The organism is Arthrobacter sp. 05T45, from assembly GCF_056395875.1.
In genome coordinates this window covers 35211-53277 of record NZ_JBFTKI010000003.1, presented here as the reverse complement: position 1 = coordinate 53277, position 18067 = coordinate 35211, and the positions used below count along the sequence as shown (strand labels likewise).

The window sequence follows — 18067 nt, the reverse complement described above, 5'->3', positions numbered from 1 at the left end:
AGATGTTCGTGGGTGGGCTCGGTCCGGTTTTCTAGGTGCTGGCCGGTTCCGTGGAACCGCGGACCATCAGTGAACCCTGGAGGATCAGCTGGTGCTGTTCCAAGCCCTTGCCCTCCATGACCCTGCGGAGCTGTTCGCCGGCCCTGGCCCCGAGGGCGTCGCCCGGAAGGTGGACGCTGGTCAGGCCCGGGTTGGACGTGGCCGAATAGGGCAGGTCATCGAAGCCTGCCACGGCCAGTTCCTGCGGAATGCGGACGCCGGCCACCCTGGCTTCCTGCAGCACGCCGTAGGCATGGGTATCGGTGGCGCAGACGACGGCGGTGACACCGTCCCGCTGCCAATCCGGCCACGCCGCGGCGAACGCGCCGGCGGCGGCGCCGACGTCAATGGTGGTGCCGATGACATGGTCCGTGGCCACGGTGATGCCCAGCGCCGCGGACTCCTCTAGGAATGCCGCCCGCCGGATATCGAAGGTCGCCGTGCCGGTCACACTGTCCATGTACGCCGCTTGTTTGTGTCCGGCGTCCGCCAGGTGCCGGGCCAGCAGGCGGGCGCCGTGTCCGACGTCGAGATTCACCGAGGGGGCGAAGGACTCCAAGCCGGGGGCGTCCAGCAGAACGAGAGGCCCAGCGACGGAAAGATCCTCCAGGAACTCCGCGCTGGGCGCATCTACGAGCAGCCCGGCCGGCCGCAAAGCCAGGAGCCTGCGGACGTCGTCGACGCGCGGGAACTCCCCGGCGTCCGTGACGGAGAGCAGCAGCTGGTATTCGGCGCCGAGCGCGCCGCGGACACCTGCAATGACGTTGGCGAAGAAAGGGTTGGAGATGTCCGGCGCCACGAGAATGACGATCGAACTGATGCCCTTGGCTAGCGAACTGCCAATACTGTCCACCACATAGCCGAGTTCCGCAATGGCTTCCCGGACCCGCGAAATGTTGTCCTCCGAGACCCGCCCCTGGGTCTTCCCGTTGGCCACAAGGGAGACCGTTGCGGTGGAGACCCCGGCCCGCGCAGCCACCATCGCCGCAGTGACGCGCGGGGTGCGCCCCCGAAGCTCGTGTACTTGTTCGCCGGATTCCATACCTCGATCGTAGCCGGGAGTGACGCATCGCACCTGCCGCAAGACATCAAGCGCTTGACGTCACTTACGTTAAGCGCTTGACGCTTGACGCTTGACAGTGCCAAACTCACTCTGAACGCTTTATCGCACCGCCCCGGCGGACCCCCAACGACGTGGAGATATTTACGTGGATCCCATCACCCTGAAACCGGAACGCAGGAAGATCATCCTGGACTGCGACCCAGGCCATGACGACGCCGTGGCCATGCTGCTGGCTCACGGCAATCCGTACATTGAGCTGCTCGCGGTCACAACGGTCGTCGGCAACCAGACCCTCGAAAGGGTCACCCGCAACGCCCTGTCGGTGGGCACGATTGCCGGCATCACCGGCGTCCCCTTCGCCGCCGGCTGCGATCGGCCCTTGGTCCGCAGCATCGAAACCGCCCCCGACATCCACGGTGAGAGCGGCATGGACGGCCCCGCCCAGCCCGAATCCAGCATCGAACTGGACCCGCGCCACGCCGTCGACCTCATCATCGACACTGTTATGGCGCACGAGCCTGGCACTGTGACGCTGGTGCCCACGGCAGGACTGACCAACATTGCCATGGCGGCCCGCAAGGAGCCGCGCATCGTGGAGCGCGTGAAAGAAGTTGTGCTCATGGGCGGCGGGTACCACGTAGGCAACTGGAGCGCCGTTTCCGAATTCAACATCATCATCGACCCCGAGGCCGCACATATTGTGTTCAACGAGCCGTGGCCGGTGGTCATGGTGGGCTTGGACCTCACGCACCAGGCCCTCGCGACCCCCGAAGTCGTGGAAAAAATCGCCGCCGTGGGTACCAAGCCCGCCCAGTTCGTGCTGGAGCTGATGGAGTTCTTCACCAAGACGTACAAGGACGCCCAGGGCTTCGATTACCCGCCCGTCCACGACCCCTGCGCGGTGGCCTACGTCATCGATCCCACGGTGATGACCACCCGCAAAGTCCCCGTGAACATCGAACTGCAGGGCCAACTGACGCTCGGCATGACCGTCGCCGATTTCCGCGCCCCGGCACCGGAGGACTGCCACACGTCTGTTGCTGTGGACCTCGATCACGCGAAGTTCTGGAACCTCGTCACAGACGCCCTGGTGCGCATCGGCGACGTGGACCCGTCCGCCACCGTCAGCATCGGCGCAGGAAACGGAGCCAACTCATGAGCACTCTGACTTACGAATCCAAGACAACGGGACGAAGCGTCGCTGCACTCACGGCGGCCCTGTTGACGGCCTGCATTGCCTTCCAGCTCAACGCATCGATGCTCAGCCCCGCCCTGGTCACGATGGGCAACGAACTCCACACCGATCAGGCCGTGATCGGCCTGTCCCAGACCTGGTTCTTCACCGCGGCAGCACTGTTTTCCCTCTTCCTGCCGCGCCTGAGCGACATTGTGGGGCGCAAGAAGATCCTGCTGGGCATGATGTTGATGATGGCTGTCGGCTCGGTGATCGCGGCCATGGCTCCCGATATCACCTGGCTCTTCGTCGGACGCATCATCCAGGGCGTCAGCGGCCCCACGGTCCCGCTGTGCCTGATCATGCTGCGCTCCGCCGTCAGTGACCCGCGGAAGTACGGTGCCCTCATGGGCCTCATCACCGCCGTCAACGGCGGGGTTGCCGGCGTCGACTCCTTTGTCGGCGGTTACTTCGCCGAGCATTACGGATTCCGCAGCATCTTCTGGCTCATGGTGGTGCTGGCCGTCGTGGCGGCGGGCCTGGTCGCCGTTCTGGCCGGTGAGAGCAAGCCGGCGGTGGGCACCAAGATGGACTGGCCCGGCGTCTTCTTCATCGTGATCGCGGTCGGCGCCCTGCTCACAGCCCTCAACGAGGCCTCCAAACTGGTCAGCGGATTCTCCCCCGGCACCCTCGCACTGGCGACTGCCCTCATCGCCGTTGCAGTGATCGCCTTCTTCGGGTTCTGGACGGTGGAAAAGCGCTCCCGGCAGCCCATGGTGGAGACCGCCCACCTGCGCCAGCGCTCCACTTGGGCGCCGTTGCTGACCACAATCCTGACCATGACCGGCGTCTTCGCGGTCATCAACGGGATCGTTCCCGCCTACGTGCAGGCCACGGCTCCCGGCTTCGGCGTGGGACCGACCGAAATGTCACTCATCATCCTGACTCCCTACGCCCTCCTGGGCTGGGTTGTCGGACCCATCAGCGGCCGTTTGGCCCCGGTTTTCGGCTACACCAAAGTTTTGCGGATCGGCATGGCCGGCAGCGTCGTGGCCCTGGCGATCATCGCCTTCTTCGGACTCAGCAGCCTGCCCATGATGATTGCCGGAACAGCGTTGCTGGGCATCATGTACGCGGGTACGGTCAACATCATGCTGAACGGCCTTGGCGTTGTCCTCTCCCCAGCTGGCAACCCCGGCTTTCTCCCCGGCATGAACGCCGGCGCGTTCAACCTGGGCGCCGGCCTGAGCTTCCTGGTCCTGCCGGCAGCGCTGGTGGCCTCTTCTGCACTGGGCGATGCCCAGGCATCCTACTTGACCGCGATCACGGTGGGCCTGATCATCACCGTGGCGGCTTTCGCCGCCTCACTCCTGATTCCCAAGCCCTTGGAAGCTGAGGCGAAATGACCCGCCCGGACTCTGGCCGGATCGTCGTCGTCGGTTCACTGAATGCGGACCTGACCATCTACTGCGACAGGCTCCCCCTCCCCGGCGAAACGGTGCACGGGAATGGCTTTGCGGTCAATCCCGGCGGCAAGAGCGCCAACCAGGCGGTCGCGGCGGCCAAACTCGGAAGCCGGGTCGCGCTGATCGGTGCGGTGGGCGACGACACCAACGGGACCATGCTTCTGGCCTCCACCGCCGGGGCCGGGGTGGACATTTCCCGCGTCCGCCGCACGCCTGATGCTGCGACCGGCGTCGCCGTCATTTCCGTCGACGCCCACGGTGAGAACAACATCATCATCTCGGCCGGAGCCAACGGCACACTGGCGCCCGGGGATGTTGCCGCTTCCGCCGAATTGTTCGAGGGCGCGTCCGTGATGTGCCTGTGCCTCGAGGTCGGTCTGGACACCGTTGAGGCCGCGGCCCGCTTGGGCCACGACGCCGGGGCGACAGTTCTGCTCAACCTGTCGCCCTACGCCGAGATCCCGTCGAGCTTGGCCGCACTCTGCGACATCCTGCTGGTGAACGCGCATGAGGCGTCGCTGTTCCTGGGCGGCGCCGCCGTGCCCGACGCCGGGGCTGACACCGCGGCGTGGGCGCCGGTCCGGGACAAGTTCGCCGATCGCGGACTGCACCGCGTTGTGGTCACTTTGGGGGCGAACGGCTCCGTCGTCCTGGACTCCGGAGCCGGCGCCGAGGGCCGCATCACCCGCATTGAACCCACCAGGGTCGACGCCAAGGACACCACCGGTGCAGGCGATGCATTCACCGGGGCCGTGGCTGCGCGCCTTGCCGCCGGCGATTCACTTCCGGCCGCTGCCGCCTTCGCGTCCGTTGCCGCGGCCTTGGCAGCGACCAGGAAGGGGACGCAAACGGCGTACCCGAAAGCGGCGGATGTGGAGGGACTGCTCGCTTAACGGCCACCCCCGCCAGTTAGGGCCGCCACGGGAGGGGGCGCCGCAGAGCCTGTCTGCGGCGCCCCCTCCCGGTTAAGCGCCGGACCGGTCTGGTGGTCCTTGGTTGATGCAACCCAATTGCACAGCAGATTCACAGCGAGGCGCTATTGAAGTTACAGCCGCGGGGCCGACAATGGTTCGACCTGATAGGAGTATTTGCCGGGCGATGGTGGCCGCGACTTACTGGAGCGTCAGTGGCGAGCGTCCTGACCAATCGAGCCGGAGCAAGCGAACTTGTACCGACTAGTGATGGGCTCCCGGCATGATCACTCTCCGCAAGCACGTACTTCCCTCGCTCCTCGCCCTGGTCCTGCTCTCGACGTCGGCCTGTACCTCCGGTGTCGCGGCTGGCATCCCGTCGGCCGGCGTTCCGTCCGGTGGCACACCATCTGGCACACCCTCAGGTGGCACACCGAGCAAATCCGGCGGCGGGACGAGCCAATCCGCCGCACCCGCCGAGTCCGCCAGCCCGAGTGCTGCGGTCCCGCAGCTAACCCCGGCGAGCACGGTGGATGCGCGCACGGTGCTGGCGGCGTTCAAGTCCCGGGACATGGTGGGGCACCTGCAGGCGCTGCAGCGGGTGGCCGATGCCAACGGCGGGAACCGGGCCTCGGGCACCTCGGGGTATGAGGAGTCGGCCCGCTACGTCGAGGAACAGCTGCGCGCCGCCGGGTATGAACCGGTGCGGCAGAGCTTCACGTTCAAAGAGGACGGCCGCCGCGGCAAGACGGTGGAGTCCTTCAACATCCTCGCCGACACCGGGGGCAGTGCCGGGCACACCGTGGTGGTGGGTGCGCACCTGGACTCCGTGCAGGAGGGCCCGGGCATCAACGACAACGCCAGCGGGGTCGCGGCCGTCCTGGAGACCGCGCGGTGGATGAAGGAGGCCGGGATCGCCCCGGCCAACCGGGTCCGGTTCGCGTTCTGGGGCGGCGAGGAGGACGGCCTGTACGGGTCCCAGCACTACGTCGACGAACTCAGCCAGACCGAGATCGGCCAGACCGCCGCGAACCTGAACGTGGACATGGCGGCCTCGCCCAACGGTGTGCGGTCCGTGCATGACGGGGACGGATCGGATTTCGGCGACGCCGGCCCGGCCGGGTCCAAGGCGATCGAGGACATCCTGTTCCGGTACTTCCAGGAGAACGCGCTGCCGGCCGAGACCACGCCCTTTGACGGGGGCTCGGACTACGACGCCTTCCTCTCGGCCGGCATTCCCGGCGGCGGGCTGTTCACCGGGGATGAGAAGAGGAAGACCCAGGCCCAGGCGCAGGCCTATGGCGGGGTGGCGGGCAAGGACCTGGATCCCTGTTACCACGAGGCCTGCGACACGATCGCCAACACAAACCCGGAACTGCTCACCGAAATGTCCGGCGCCCTGGCCTACGGCACCGTGGCCTACGCGATGGCCAAGACCGGCTAAACACCAGCTTCGCCGCCGGCTCCGGGCCGCCCCGCAGGAAGGTCCCCGGCCCAGCCACCTTCTGACGAGGGGCCGTGCCGGGGACCTGTGCTTGCCAGGGCCGAATTTGTGCCCTAGATTCCGGCCCCGCGCCGCGCCGTGGCTCCTTGGGGCTGCCGCACGCCGGCCGGTGTGAACTGTGCGCCGGTGTCCGGGAATCCGGGCACGGCAATGCGCGCGTGGGTGTGGATCTCCTCGACGGAGTCGCGCGTGTGCTGCGCGATCTTCTCCATGGTGGTGACCCACATGCCGTCCATCGACTTGACCCGGTCCATCAGCTGTTCCAGGGCCACGGCCTTGGACGGCCGGCCGGAAATGAAGGGGTGGTTGGTCAGGACGAAGCAGCTCCCGGCAGCGTGGTGGGCCTCGGCCTCCAGCGTCCACATTTCGAGGACCTTGGCCGGGCTTTCGATGACGCCGCTTCCGGTGACGCCCGGGTAGAAGGCATACTGCTCCCAGTCGTCCAAAGCCCAGTCGACAGGGATTTCCACGAGATCGCGGGGGTCTGCCTCGGCAACGCTGAAGCGGTACGGCGCGTCGCCGTCGAGCAGGCTTGAGTCATACAGGAACCCGCGGTCGGCAAGGAGGGCCGGGGAATGCCAGTTGAGCTCCCACCACGGTGCCCTGTAGCCGGTCGGCCGGACGCCGGCGGCCTTGGCCAGGGCATCCAGGCCCCGGTCCAGGTACCGCGCCTCCGTGGCGGCGTCGATGCCTTGCATGGGTTCGTGCAGGTACCCGTGGTGTGCAATCTCGTGGCCGCCGTCGGCTATCCGGCGGACCACGTCCGGGTAGCATTCGGCGGTGAAACCCGGGACGAAGAACGTCGCCTGGATCTGCTGGCGCTCGAGGATCTGCAGAATCCGCGGGACGGCGACCTTGGGCCCGTAGGACTGGTGCGTCATGAGGGACATGCGCCTGGTGCTCTGCGGGTCATGGGCGATGGTGCAGGATTCGGCGTCGACGTCGAAGGTGAAGGACGCCGCGGCACGATGACCTTCGGGCCAGGTAATGGGATGGGCGGTGTCGGCGAAAGCGGGGAAGTTCACGGGGTTGATCTCCTGCTAGAGGGCGGCGGGCGTGGTTGATGTGACCGCAAGGCCGGTAGCGTCAGGTGAATCTGCGGTCTGTTCGCTGGGGGTGGGGACATCCAGGAACTTCCTGTGGAACCGCGGACCGAGGACGGCGTAAGCCGCGGCACTGGCCAGTCCCCCGGCGAGCCAGGACAGGTCCCATCCGCCCAGGGCGACGGCGATGGGCCCCTGCATGGCCGGCACCAGTCCGTACATGAACAGCCAGGTGGCGAAGATGCCGATGAGCAGGGAAGCGACACCGGCCGGATTCACGCCCGGCAGGCGTTTGGTGCCGACGGCGTCAAAGAGCCGGGACGGGTCGCCGGGCCAGCGCTTCTCGATCCAGAAGTAATGGACCAGCATGACTCCGCCCCAGGCAGCCACCCAGGCGACCAGCCCAATCAGCCAGGCATCCAGCACGGAGGCGAAATCCTCCTGGAAGATGAAGAAGATCACGGCCGCGAGGGAGAAGACGCCGACGAACAGGTTCAACTTGCGCCGGCTGATGGAGATGTCCAGGGCCTGCGTGGCGACGGAAAAGGTGTAAATGTTCAAGATGTTGGTCGCGATCGGGCCGTGCAGGACCATGAGCAGCACCGGGAGGGCCAGCGCGCCGAAGTTCTGGACGATGAGTTTGCCGGGATCAATTTCACCCGTGTTGGTCGCCAGGCTGGCCCCCAGGATGCCCAGCCAGACGACCGGGATGAACTGGCCCAGCACCGAGGCGAGGTAGACCTTGCGCTTGGGCACCGAGGTGCTGACAAAGCGGGAGTAATCCGCGGCGTAGGTGAACCAGGTGATGCCCCAGCCGATGCCGATGGCCGTCATGACTGCGCTCATCGCGGCGATGCGTTCCGAGCCTTCCAGGATGTGCCCCGCCGGGCCGGCGTAGGTCCAGTTGATCTTCATGCCGAACCAGGCCACTGCCGACATCACGGTCAAGATGATGATGGTGGGCGGCACGGTCCACTTCTCGAAGGCGGCGATGGCTTTATAGCCGAACCAGGCGATGGCTACCTGTACAGCCATGATGAAGGTGGCGATGCCAATCTTCCAGGCGTAGTTCTTGGCCTCCGGGTCAACCCAGCCGAGCGTTCCGAACAAGGCCATGACCAGATCCAGGATGATCCAGGTGTTGACCGCACACCAGCCGATCACCAGGAGAGCCTGGATGCCGGCGGGCAGGTAGTTGCCGCGCCGGCCGAAGGCGGCGCGGGCCAGCACCATGCCGGTCGCTCCGGTCTTTTGGCCCAGCAGGACGAAGCAGCCGAAGAGCAGCATCCCGATCAGGTTTCCGAGGACAAGAACCGTGACGGTGTCCGCGAATCCCAGGCCAAGCTGGATGCCGAGCGCTCCGAGCACCCAGTTGATCGGGGCGAGATTGGCGCCGGCCCAGATCCAGAACTGGCCGGAGACCTTGCGGGTCCGTTGTGATTCGGGGATGGGCTGGAGCCACGCTTCGTGGTCTACGCTCGCTTCCGGCGCGGTGCCGGCAGGGGCCGCTGGGGATTTTTGACGCATGTGGAGCCTCCGAGGATGTGTGGGATTCCTCAAGATTATGTGTCGTGGGCCACATACCACTATATACAATGTGTCTAAATATACCCAGAGCAACGCGACGGAGTGTAATGTCCATCCTTCTTCAAGACGTCCTGAACCATCCGACCATGGCGGCCGCCGACCCCATTGTCCGCGCCGCGGCCAGGGCCGCCGCCCGGGCGCAGCTGCGGTGGATCCACTCCAGTGAAATCATTGATATCGCGCCCCTGCTGGCTGGCGGGGAACTTCTGCTGACGGGCGGAGAAGCCCTGGCCCTCGCCTCGGAGGAGCGGCAGGTCAACTACATCCGCCAACTGGCGGAGCGGGGCGTTGCCGCCGTAGCTATCGAAACCGGGTCCGCCCTGCCGTCCCTGCCGTCCTCAATGGTGGCGGCCGCCGAAGCAGCCGGCCTTCCGCTGATCGAACTTCGCGGGGTGGTGCCGTTCGTCGGAATCACGCAGGCCATCAATTCGATGCTGGTCAGCGACTCGGTATCGCAGTTGCGGCGGGCCGATGAGGCCAGTCACGCGATGGCCGTCGAACTGGCGCACGGCGGTGGCCTGGACCGGATCCTCGCCGTGCTGGCCGGCATCATCAATGCCGAGGTGACGCTGACGTCCATAGCCGGCGCGACCCTGGCTAGTGCAACCCATGGTCGGGCCGAGGCCGCCGACGCCGATGCCTCCACCGTCGGGCCGCAGGAGCAGGCACGCCTGATCCACATCGACGTGCCCATCCGCGGCATCCTTGCGGCTCAGCTGTTGCTGCGGGTCCCAGCGGACGAGGACCAGAACCTGGCCCGGACGGCCGGAAATCGTTCTGTGGACATCCTTGCCCTGGCGTTGCTGCAGCGAATGTCCCCCGGGCTCAAGGAAGTCGCCGGGGCGGCCCTGCTTCGCGCGATTGATTCCGGCAGTCAAACGTGGCGGCTCCAGCAATTGGCTGCCGCGGCCGGGATTCGGCCGGGTGCCACAATCGTGGCCATCGTGGTCCGCTCCGGCATGCTCCAACACCTCCGCGCTTCTGTGGAGCAGCTCTTGGCCCGCGGGGCGCAGCCCAGCGCAACCTATGTCGATAATGCCGAGCTGCTGGCGGTCGCGGTCCTCCCGGGCGACAGGCCGCTGGACAGCAGGGACGCACTTCTGGCTGGTCTGCGGGCGCTACCGGCACCGTCAGACACGCTGGTTGCCGTCGGCCCGCTGGCCGCCGGGATTTCCGAGGCCCCCTGGTCCTTGTCGGAGGCCAGGCTGACCCTGGAATTGGCGGGCGCGCTGGGGCAACCACATACGGGAACCCAAGGTCCGCACAGTCCCGTGATCGATTGCGAGGCATTCGCCGTCGAACGCCTTGCCGTGGGAAGCCTGGACCCTGGCCAACGGCGGAACTTCGTGCGCCAGCAGCTGGGGGCTCTCCTGGATTATGATGCGCAACGCAATTCCCGGCTGCTTGGCACCCTGGCCATGTGGCTGGATTCCGGCTGCAACACGGCCCAGGCGGCGAGGGAACTGCACGTGGAGCGGCAATCGATGCATCAACGGCTGCAGCGGATCTTCGAGCTGTGCGGCGGCGACCCCCGGCGGACGGGCCGGCTCGCAGCGTTGCATTTGGCCGCGCGGCTGGCCCGGCTCAGCTGACGTGCGCTCGGCGCCTTAGTCCGGGCGTGCGCCGCGTCAGCCGTTGCTGGACGCCCGGCCGCCCAGCCGGCTGGTGATCTTGTCGGCCGCAGCGGCGCACGCTTCGCCCAGGCCCTGCAGCCCTTCGCGTGAGACGCGGAACCGCGGCGCCGAGATCAGGACGGCCGCCACGATATCGCCGCGGTGGTCGTGGACGGGAGCGGCCACGCCCACTTCATCGATGGAGGATTCGCCGTAGTTGATGGCCCAGCCCCGGGCCGTCACGTCCTTGAGCTTGATCTGGTAGCCATCCAGGCCCGCATCATCGAGCCCCGGGTAGCTGATCGCCCCGCTGCGCAGGAGCACACGGACGCGTTCGACGGGCGCTGCGGCCAGGAAGACCTGCACGGAGGCGCTCATGGCGTCGGTGTACCGGGCTCCCAGCGGGGTGGTGTGCTTGATCTGGTGGTGGCTGGCGATCTGCTCCACGCACATTGACTCTGCGCCGTTCCACACCATGAGGGCGCTGGTTTCGCCGGTCTGTTCGGTAAGTTCACGCAGGACGGGATACGCCACCCGCCGTTCTTCCAGTTCGGCCAGCAACGGCCCGGCGACGGCGATCAGTCCCAGCCCCAGCCGGAAGCGGCGGGTTTCCGGATCGCGTTCCACCAGGTGTTCCTGTTCGAACGTGGCCAGGATCCGGGAAACCGTGCTCTTGTGCAGGCCCACCCGGTTCGCGATCTCGGTGACCCCGAGCAACGGTTCGTCCGCCGTGAAGGTTCGCAGCACGGCGATGGCGTTGACGATGACGGAGGTGCCCTTGGTGTCGCCGTTTCCGGTGGTCCCGGGAGATTCTGCTGGGGTCATGGTGTCTACCATCATTCCGCATGAGGGCCCAAAAGCGGCGCCACGGTGGACGTGGCGCCGCTTCTGGGTCCTGCCTTCAGGGGGTCTGGGCGCCTCAGGCTCCGATGATGTTGTATTCGGGGCCGAACGGGAACTTGGTGATGTTCTCGGCTCCGTCCTCGCCGACCACCAGGATGTCGTGCTCACGGTAGCCGCCTGCGCCGGGCTGGCCGTCCAGGACGGTGATCATGGGTTCCATGGAGACCACCATGCCGGGCTCGAGCACGGTGTCGATGTCCTCGCGGAGTTCCAGTCCGGCTTCGCGGCCGTAGTAGTGGCTCAGGACGCCGAAGGAGTGTCCGTAGCCGAACGTCCGGTTGGCGAGAAGTCCGTGGCTGACGTAGATCTCGTTCAGCTCGGCGGCGATGTCCTTGCAGACAGCCCCCGGCTTGATGAGCTCGAGGCCGCGCTTGTGGACCTCGACGTTGATGTTCCACAGTTCGAGGGAGCGGGCGTCGGGTTCGCCGTAGAACAGGGTGCGCTCCAGTGCCGTGTAGTAGCCGGAGGTCATGGGGAAGCAGTTCAGGGACAGGATGTCGTGTTCCTGGATCTTGCGCGTGGTGGCCCAGTTGTGGGCGCCGTCGGTGTTGATGCCGGACTGGAACCAGACCCAGGTGTCACGGATTTCCGAGTCCGGGAACGTCCGCGCGATTTCGTGGACCATGGCTTCGGTGCCGATCAGGGCGACCTCATATTCGGTGATGCCGGCGGTGATGGCGTTGCGGATGGCTTCGCCGCCCAGGTCACCGATGCGGGCCCCGTGCTTGATCACCTCGATCTCTTCGGCCGATTTGATCATCCGCTGGCGCATCGCGGCCTGGGCCACGTCCACCAGGGTGGCCCCCGCAAAGGCCGCCTGGATCTTGTTGCGGTTGTCCAGCGGGAGCGAATCGTCTTCGACGCCGAGCCGGCGGGGGTTGATGCCGCGGGTGCGCAGCGCCTCCTGGATGGCGAAGATGTAGTTGTCCCGGCGCCAGTCCGTGTACACCACGTTGTCGCCATAGCTGCGCCGCCACGGCATGCCGGCGTCGATGTTGGCCGTGACGGTCACGGTGTCGTCCTTGGTGACCACCATGGCGTAGGACCGGCCGAAGTAGGTAAAGAGGAAGTCCGAGTAGTACTTGATGGAGTGGTAGCTGGTCAGGACGACGGCGTCCAGGTCCTTTTCGGCCATGATGCGGCGCAGTCCGCCGAGCCGGCGCTCAAATTCGGCGTTGGAAAAGGTCAGCTTTTCCTTCTGCCCGTTGTGCAGGACTTTCAGTCGCTCCAGTTCGGCGATGGACGAAGCATTGTTGGACGTTGCGATGGTCATGATGGTGGTGCCTTTCTGCGGTTTGATTTCTTAGGAGGGAAAATGTGGGCGTCGGCCGGGACTACTCGTGGCGCAGCGGTTCTTTACTGGTTTCCCGGGAGAGCGCTACGGCGATCAGGGAGATGACCGCGGCGCCGGCCAGGTACCAGGCCGGCGCCAGGCTATTGGCCGTCGTGGCGATCAGGAGGGTCGCCACGAACGGCGCCGTGCCGCCGAAGAGCGCGTTGGAGAGATTGAAGCTGACGGCGAAGCCGCTGTAGCGGACGCGGGTGGGGAACATCTCCGCCAGGAAGCTCGGGAGCGTACCGTCGTTGAGCGTCAGCATGCCGCCCAGCAGGATCTGGACCAGGACGATCACCAGGAAGTTCCCGGTGCCCAGCAGGGCGAAGGCCGGTACGGTCAGCAGGATGAAGCTCAAGGATGCGGCGATCAGCACCTTTTTGCGGCCGTAGCGGTCCGAGAGCATTCCGGTCAGGAAGATGAACCCGATGTACGTCACCAGGGCGATGGTGGTGGCCAGGAAGGATTCGGCCGCGCCGAGACCGAGCTCCGAGGACAGATATGTGGGCATGTAGCTGAGGATCACGTAGAACCCGACGGCGTTGAGCAGCACGGCTCCGACGGCCTTCAGCAGCAACCGCCAGTGCTTCCGGAAGAGGCTGGATACCGGGGCCTTGATGGCCTGGTCCTCCTCTGCCAGTTCGCGGAACACCGGCGTGTCTTCGAGCTTCGTGCGGATGTAGCGTCCGATCAGGCCCATCGGGGCGGCGAGCAGGAACGGCAGGCGCCATCCCCAACTCTGCATCGCCTCGGCGCTGAGCAGGACGGTCAGCAGGCCCGCGAGCAGGGAGCCGAGCAGCAGGCCCGCGGCCGTGCTGGCCGGAACCACCGCCGCGTACAGGCCGCGTTTGTTGGCCGGGGCGTACTCGACCAGGAAGGCGGACGCGCCGGCGTATTCGCCGGAGGCGGAGAAGCCCTGGACGACGCGCACCACCAGGAGCAGGATCGGGGCCCAGATGCCGATGGAGTTGTACCCCGGGATCAGTGCGATGCAGAAGGTCGCTCCGGACATGATCAGGATAGACAGGGAAAGGGCAGTCCGGCGCCCCACCCGGTCACCGATGTGGCCCCAGACGAAGCCGCCAAGCGGCCGCACCAGGAACGAGATGGCGAAGAGGGCGAAAGTCAGTAGAAGCGCCGTCTGGGGATTGGACTCGGGGAAGAAGACCGCGGCGATTGTTGCGGCCAGGTAGCCGTAGACGGCGTAGTCGAACCATTCGACGAAGTTTCCGATGAAGCTGGCGGCGACGACCCGCCGTCGGGTTTCCCTACTGACTGCGGGATCGTGGCCGCCAGGGGCCGCATGGCCGCTCAACGTGGTCTGTCCCGAGGACGTACTGCCATGCCCGCTATTCGACTCCGGGCTGGTCTGCCCCGCAAGAGTGGCGGGGGAGGAAGTTTCGTTACTCATGTGTCCACCAAAGTGTTTTGGAGTTGCATTCAGTGCAACGCTGTTGCACCAGAATAGGCGTGACGCATGACACAGTCAATGCTTTTTTGTTTCAGGCTTGTGGATTAAGTCAATGTAGATGCCCGGGCGCGCCAGCCTCGGGAGCGGCCCACCTTGGAACCCAAGGTTGCATTCAACGAGACGTGGTTGCGTAGAATGCGCCCCCGAACTGCTGCCTTGTGAAAAGCTTGGGCTGGGCAGCGGCGCGGTTCCCTCCGGGGCGCCGCAGTGCGAGACTTGGTGAACTATCGAGCGACTGGGGGGCCAGGTCAGGAGATCGTCTTGGGCATTCTGGTACGCACGTGCACTTCCGGCCGCCGGACGGCGGACGAGCCATGATGGCCGGGTGGGCCTATCTCATGGCCGGAATCATGACCGTCGACTCGCTCCTGCTGGGGCTGCTTCTGATGAACGTGAAGTGGCCGAAGCGCTGGAAGAAAAACGGCTGAAGTTCCGGAACTCCAATCCACTGCGGCGGTGACTCGGGCGCCCGTCGTGGTCGAAGTCGCCGGTCACGTGCGGGCTCGCCGGAAGCTTAGGGCGAGCCCGCACGCTTCCCGCGATCTCGGCGGGAGGGTCCCCCGTCCGCGGCTAGAGGACCTTGCGGATGGTCTCCTCGAAGCTGGTGACGTGGTGCAGGGCGAGTTCGCCGGCCCTGTCCGCGTCGCCCTCGGCCACCGCCTTGAGCAGCTCCACGTGCTCGCTAATGTGGCCGCTGACCGAGGGGACCTTGTCCAGGACCAGGCACCAGATGCGCGTGGCCAGGTTGTCGTAGCGGATCAGCGTGTCTTCCAGATGCGGGTTGGCCGCGGCCCGGTAGATCAGGCGGTGCACCGTCAGGTCGTAGCGCATCAGCTCCCGGGACTCTGCTGGGCTCGGGGCCAGTTCCGCAATGGTCTTGGCGACATCCAGCAGCTCGCGGCGCATGGCGGCGTTGGCCCGCGTTGCCGCCCGCCGCGCCGCCAGGGGTTCCAGCAGTTCCCGGATTTCCGAGACGTCGGCCAGCTCCGTGAAGTCCACGGTGGTGGCAAAGGTTCCCCTTCGCGGGTAGGAAACCACCAGGTGGTCCACTTCCAGCCGCTTGATCGCCTCGCGCACGGGAGTACGGCCGAACCCGAGCTCGGCGGCGAGCTGCCCGTCATTGATGGGTTCGCCCGGCCGGATTTCGAGCATGATCAGCTTGTCGCGCAACTGCCTGTACGCGGCCTCCGCCTGGGAGATGGCTTCGTCCTCTGCGGGCGGCAGGACGGTGAGTGCATTCACAGCTCGGCTCCGTATCTGGATTTCAACGTTCCTGGATTTCAACCGGAAGCCTGGTTCCACTTGGCTTCCGGCTATTGACTCTGGTGTGATCTCAATCATACCATTGTTCTCACACTGATATATCAGTCATAGCAATAGTGGTATTTCAAAGGAGCAACCGTGGTTGAGCAGTTGAACGAGCGACTTTCCGTAGTCGATCCCGAGGTCGAAGAGGCCGTGGCGCGCGAACTGAAGCGCCAGCAGTCCACCCTGGAAATGATTGCGTCCGAGAACTTCGCCCCCGCCGGGGTCATGGAGGCACAGGGTTCGGTGCTGACCAACAAGTACGCCGAGGGCTACCCGGGCAAGCGCTACTACGGCGGCTGCGAGCACGTTGACGTGATCGAACAGCTCGCGATCGACCGGGTCAAGGCCCTGTTCGGCGCCGAGTACGCCAACGTCCAGCCGCACTCCGGCGCGCAGGCCAACGCCGCCGCCATGTTCGCCCTCCTGGAACCGGGCGACACCATCATGGGACTGGCCCTGGCCCACGGCGGCCACCTCACCCACGGGATGAAAATCAATTTCTCCGGCAAGCTCTACAACGTGGTCCCGTACCACGTGAGCGAGCACAACCACCTGGTGGACATGGCCGAAGTGGAGGCCCTGGCCCTTGAACACCGGCCCAAGATGATCGTGGCCGGCTGGTCCGCCTACTCTCGGCAGCTGGACTTCGCCGAGTTCCGGCGCATCGCCGACCTCGTGGGCGCCTACCTCATGGTGGACATGGCACACTTCGCCGGCCTCGTGGCCGCCGGGCTTCACCCGAACCCGGTCCCCTACGCCGACGTCGTCACCACCACCACGCACAAGACCCTCGGCGGACCGCGCGGAGGCGTGATCCTGGCCAAGGAGGAGTACGCACGCAAGATCAACAGCGCCGTGTTCCCCGGCCAGCAGGGCGGCCCGCTGGAACACGTGATCGCGGCCAAGGCCGTGGCCTTCAAGATCGCGGCGTCACCGGAGTTCAAGGAACGCCAGGAGCGCACGCTCGAAGGCGCCGGGATCCTCGCGTCCCGGCTCCTTAAGGACGACGTCGCGGCGGCCGGGATCTCCGTGGTCAACGGCGGCACCGATGTGCACCTGGTCCTGGTGGACCTGCGGGACTCGGAACTGGACGGGCAGCAGGCCGAAGACCGGCTCCACCGGATCGGCATCACCGTCAACCGCAACGCCGTCCCGTTCGATCCCCGCCCGCCCATGGTGTCCTCCGGGCTGCGGATCGGCACCCCCGCCCTGGCCACCCGCGGCTTCGGTGCCGCGGAGTTCACCGAGGTGGCGGACATCATCGCCTCCGCCCTCATCTCGCAGGCGCCCGGGGACGAACTCAGCGACCAAACCGCCGCTGAACTGCGTGGACGCGTCAGCGCCCTCGCGGACCGGTTCCCCCTTTACCCGCATCTCGGCACCGGCACGACGGCGACCGGGCTTGAGGCAGAACTGATTGGAGCAGCACAATGACCACCGAACACCTGCCGGAGCACCCGGACTTCCTCTGGCGCAACCCGGACCCCAAATCCTCCTACGACGCCGTGATTGTGGGCGGCGGCGGACATGGACTGGCGACGGCGTATTACCTGGCCAAGAACCACGGGATGACCAACATCGCCATCTTGGAAAAAGGCTGGCTGGCCGGCGGGAACATGGCCCGGAACACTACCATCATCCGCTCCAACTACCTCTGGGACGAGAGTGCGGCGATCTACGAGCACGCCCTGAAACTCTGGGAGATCCTGCCGGAGGAACTCGAATACGACTTCCTGTTCAGCCAGCGCGGGGTCATGAACCTGGCCCACACCCTGGGTGACGTCCGCGAAAGCGTCCGCCGCGTCGGGGCCAACAAACTCAACGGCGTCGACGCCGAGTGGCTGGACCCGCAGCAGGTCAAGGAACTCTGCCCCATCCTGAACATCAACGACAACATCCGCTACCCGGTCATGGGCGCCACCTACCAGCCGCGCGCCGGCATCGCCAAGCACGACCACGTCGCCTGGGCGTTCGCCCGCAAATGCGACGAGCTCGGCGTGGACATCATCCAGAACTGCGAGGTCACCGGCTTCATCAAGGACGGCAACCGCGTCACCGGGGTCAAGACCACCCGCGGCACCATCAACACCGAAAAGGTCGGACTCTGCGCCGCCGGGCACAGCTCGGTGCTTGCCGAAATGGCCGGATTCCGGCTCCCCATCCAGTCCCACCCGCTCCAGGCACTCGTGTCCGAACTGCACGAACCCGTCCACCCCACCGTCGTCATGTCCAACCACGTCCACGTCTACGTCTCCCAGGCGCACAAGGGCGAACTGGTCATGGGCGCCGGCGTGGACTCGTACAACGGCTACGGCCAGCGCGGATCCTTCCACGTGATCGAGCACCAAATGGCAGCCGCCGTCGAACTCTTCCCGATCTTCGCCAGGGCCCACGTGCTCCGGACGTGGGGCGGCATCGTGGACACCACCCTGGACGCCTCCCCGATCGTAGGCACCACCCCGGTGGAAAACATGTTCGTCAACTGCGGCTGGGGCACCGGCGGATTCAAGGGCACACCGGCGGCCGGGCTGACGTTCGCCCACACGATCGCCACCGGAGAACCGCACAAACTCAATAAGCCCTTTGCACTCGAGCGCTTCGAAACCGGCGCCCTGATCGACGAACACGGCGCCGCCGCCGTGGCCCATTAGA

The 18067-nt window shown here is 66.1% G+C and carries 14 protein-coding genes; 7 read left to right on the top strand and 7 right to left on the bottom strand.

Annotated features, from left to right (window positions below):
• Positions 1-31 precede the first annotated feature (31 nt).
• Positions 32-1081, bottom strand: a complete 1050-nt coding sequence (locus tag AC1DGD_RS04780) for a LacI family DNA-binding transcriptional regulator (RefSeq protein ID WP_243178260.1) — start codon at positions 1079-1081, stop codon at positions 32-34.
• Between the two features lie 166 nt (positions 1082-1247).
• On the opposite strand from AC1DGD_RS04780, the gene uriH reads away from it, so the two are divergent.
• From uriH to AC1DGD_RS04760, 4 genes are all read left to right on the top strand, one after another.
• On the top strand, positions 1248-2261 hold the full coding sequence (gene uriH, locus AC1DGD_RS04775; RefSeq protein WP_476856075.1) for a uridine-preferring nucleoside hydrolase UriH: 1014 nt from the start codon (positions 1248-1250) through the stop codon (positions 2259-2261).
• Positions 2258-3682 carry a uridine transporter UriT gene (gene uriT, locus AC1DGD_RS04770; protein ID WP_243178258.1) on the top strand — a complete coding sequence of 475 codons (1425 nt, stop codon included), beginning with the start codon at positions 2258-2260 and terminating at the stop codon, positions 3680-3682. The genes uriH and uriT overlap by 4 nt, the downstream gene beginning before the upstream one ends.
• Positions 3679-4635, top strand: coding sequence for a ribokinase (locus AC1DGD_RS04765; RefSeq protein WP_476856074.1), 957 nt, complete (start codon positions 3679-3681; stop codon positions 4633-4635). Before uriT ends, AC1DGD_RS04765 begins: the two co-directional genes overlap by 4 nt.
• Before the next feature lie 301 nt (positions 4636-4936).
• On the top strand, positions 4937-6097 hold the full coding sequence (locus tag AC1DGD_RS04760; protein ID WP_476856073.1) for a M20/M25/M40 family metallo-hydrolase: 1161 nt from the start codon (positions 4937-4939) through the stop codon (positions 6095-6097).
• 113 nt (positions 6098-6210) lie between these two features.
• On the opposite strand, the gene AC1DGD_RS04755 is transcribed toward AC1DGD_RS04760, so the two are convergent.
• Both AC1DGD_RS04755 and AC1DGD_RS04750 read right to left on the bottom strand, forming a co-directional pair.
• Entirely contained in the window at positions 6211-7182 is a 972-nt protein-coding gene (locus tag AC1DGD_RS04755; RefSeq protein WP_476856072.1) for a polysaccharide deacetylase family protein, read from the bottom strand.
• 15 nt (positions 7183-7197) lie between these two features.
• On the bottom strand, positions 7198-8727 hold the full coding sequence (locus AC1DGD_RS04750; protein WP_476849969.1) for a purine-cytosine permease family protein: 1530 nt from the start codon (positions 8725-8727) through the stop codon (positions 7198-7200).
• 107 nt (positions 8728-8834) lie between these two features.
• On the opposite strand from AC1DGD_RS04750, the gene AC1DGD_RS04745 reads away from it, so the two are divergent.
• On the top strand, positions 8835-10379 hold the full coding sequence (locus AC1DGD_RS04745; RefSeq protein WP_476856071.1) for a PucR family transcriptional regulator: 1545 nt from the start codon (positions 8835-8837) through the stop codon (positions 10377-10379).
• A gap of 36 nt (positions 10380-10415) precedes the next feature.
• On the opposite strand, the gene AC1DGD_RS04740 is transcribed toward AC1DGD_RS04745, so the two are convergent.
• The 4 genes from AC1DGD_RS04740 to AC1DGD_RS04725 all read right to left on the bottom strand — a co-directional run bounded on the left by AC1DGD_RS04740 (position 10416) and on the right by AC1DGD_RS04725 (position 15349).
• Positions 10416-11225, bottom strand: coding sequence for an IclR family transcriptional regulator (locus tag AC1DGD_RS04740; RefSeq protein ID WP_476856070.1), 810 nt, complete (start codon positions 11223-11225; stop codon positions 10416-10418).
• A gap of 94 nt (positions 11226-11319) precedes the next feature.
• A complete protein-coding gene (locus AC1DGD_RS04735; RefSeq protein WP_476856069.1) occupies positions 11320-12576 on the bottom strand; it encodes an aminopeptidase P family protein in 1257 nt (418 codons plus the stop codon).
• A 61-nt stretch (positions 12577-12637) separates the two neighbouring features.
• Positions 12638-14047 carry an MFS transporter gene (locus AC1DGD_RS04730; protein ID WP_476856068.1) on the bottom strand — a complete coding sequence of 470 codons (1410 nt, stop codon included), beginning with the start codon at positions 14045-14047 and terminating at the stop codon, positions 12638-12640.
• Positions 14048-14677: 630 nt separating this feature from the next.
• On the bottom strand, positions 14678-15349 hold the full coding sequence (locus AC1DGD_RS04725) for a GntR family transcriptional regulator (protein WP_223914767.1): 672 nt from the start codon (positions 15347-15349) through the stop codon (positions 14678-14680).
• A 159-nt stretch (positions 15350-15508) separates the two neighbouring features.
• Here AC1DGD_RS04725 and glyA point away from each other — a divergent pair, with 159 nt between their 5' ends.
• Together glyA and AC1DGD_RS04715 are read left to right on the top strand one after the other, a co-directional pair.
• Positions 15509-16849, top strand: a complete 1341-nt coding sequence (gene glyA, locus AC1DGD_RS04720; RefSeq protein ID WP_476856067.1) for a serine hydroxymethyltransferase — start codon at positions 15509-15511, stop codon at positions 16847-16849.
• Entirely contained in the window at positions 16846-18066 is a 1221-nt protein-coding gene (locus tag AC1DGD_RS04715) for a sarcosine oxidase subunit beta family protein (RefSeq protein ID WP_026539064.1), read from the top strand. The genes glyA and AC1DGD_RS04715 overlap by 4 nt, the downstream gene beginning before the upstream one ends.
• Position 18067: the final 1 nt, after the last annotated feature.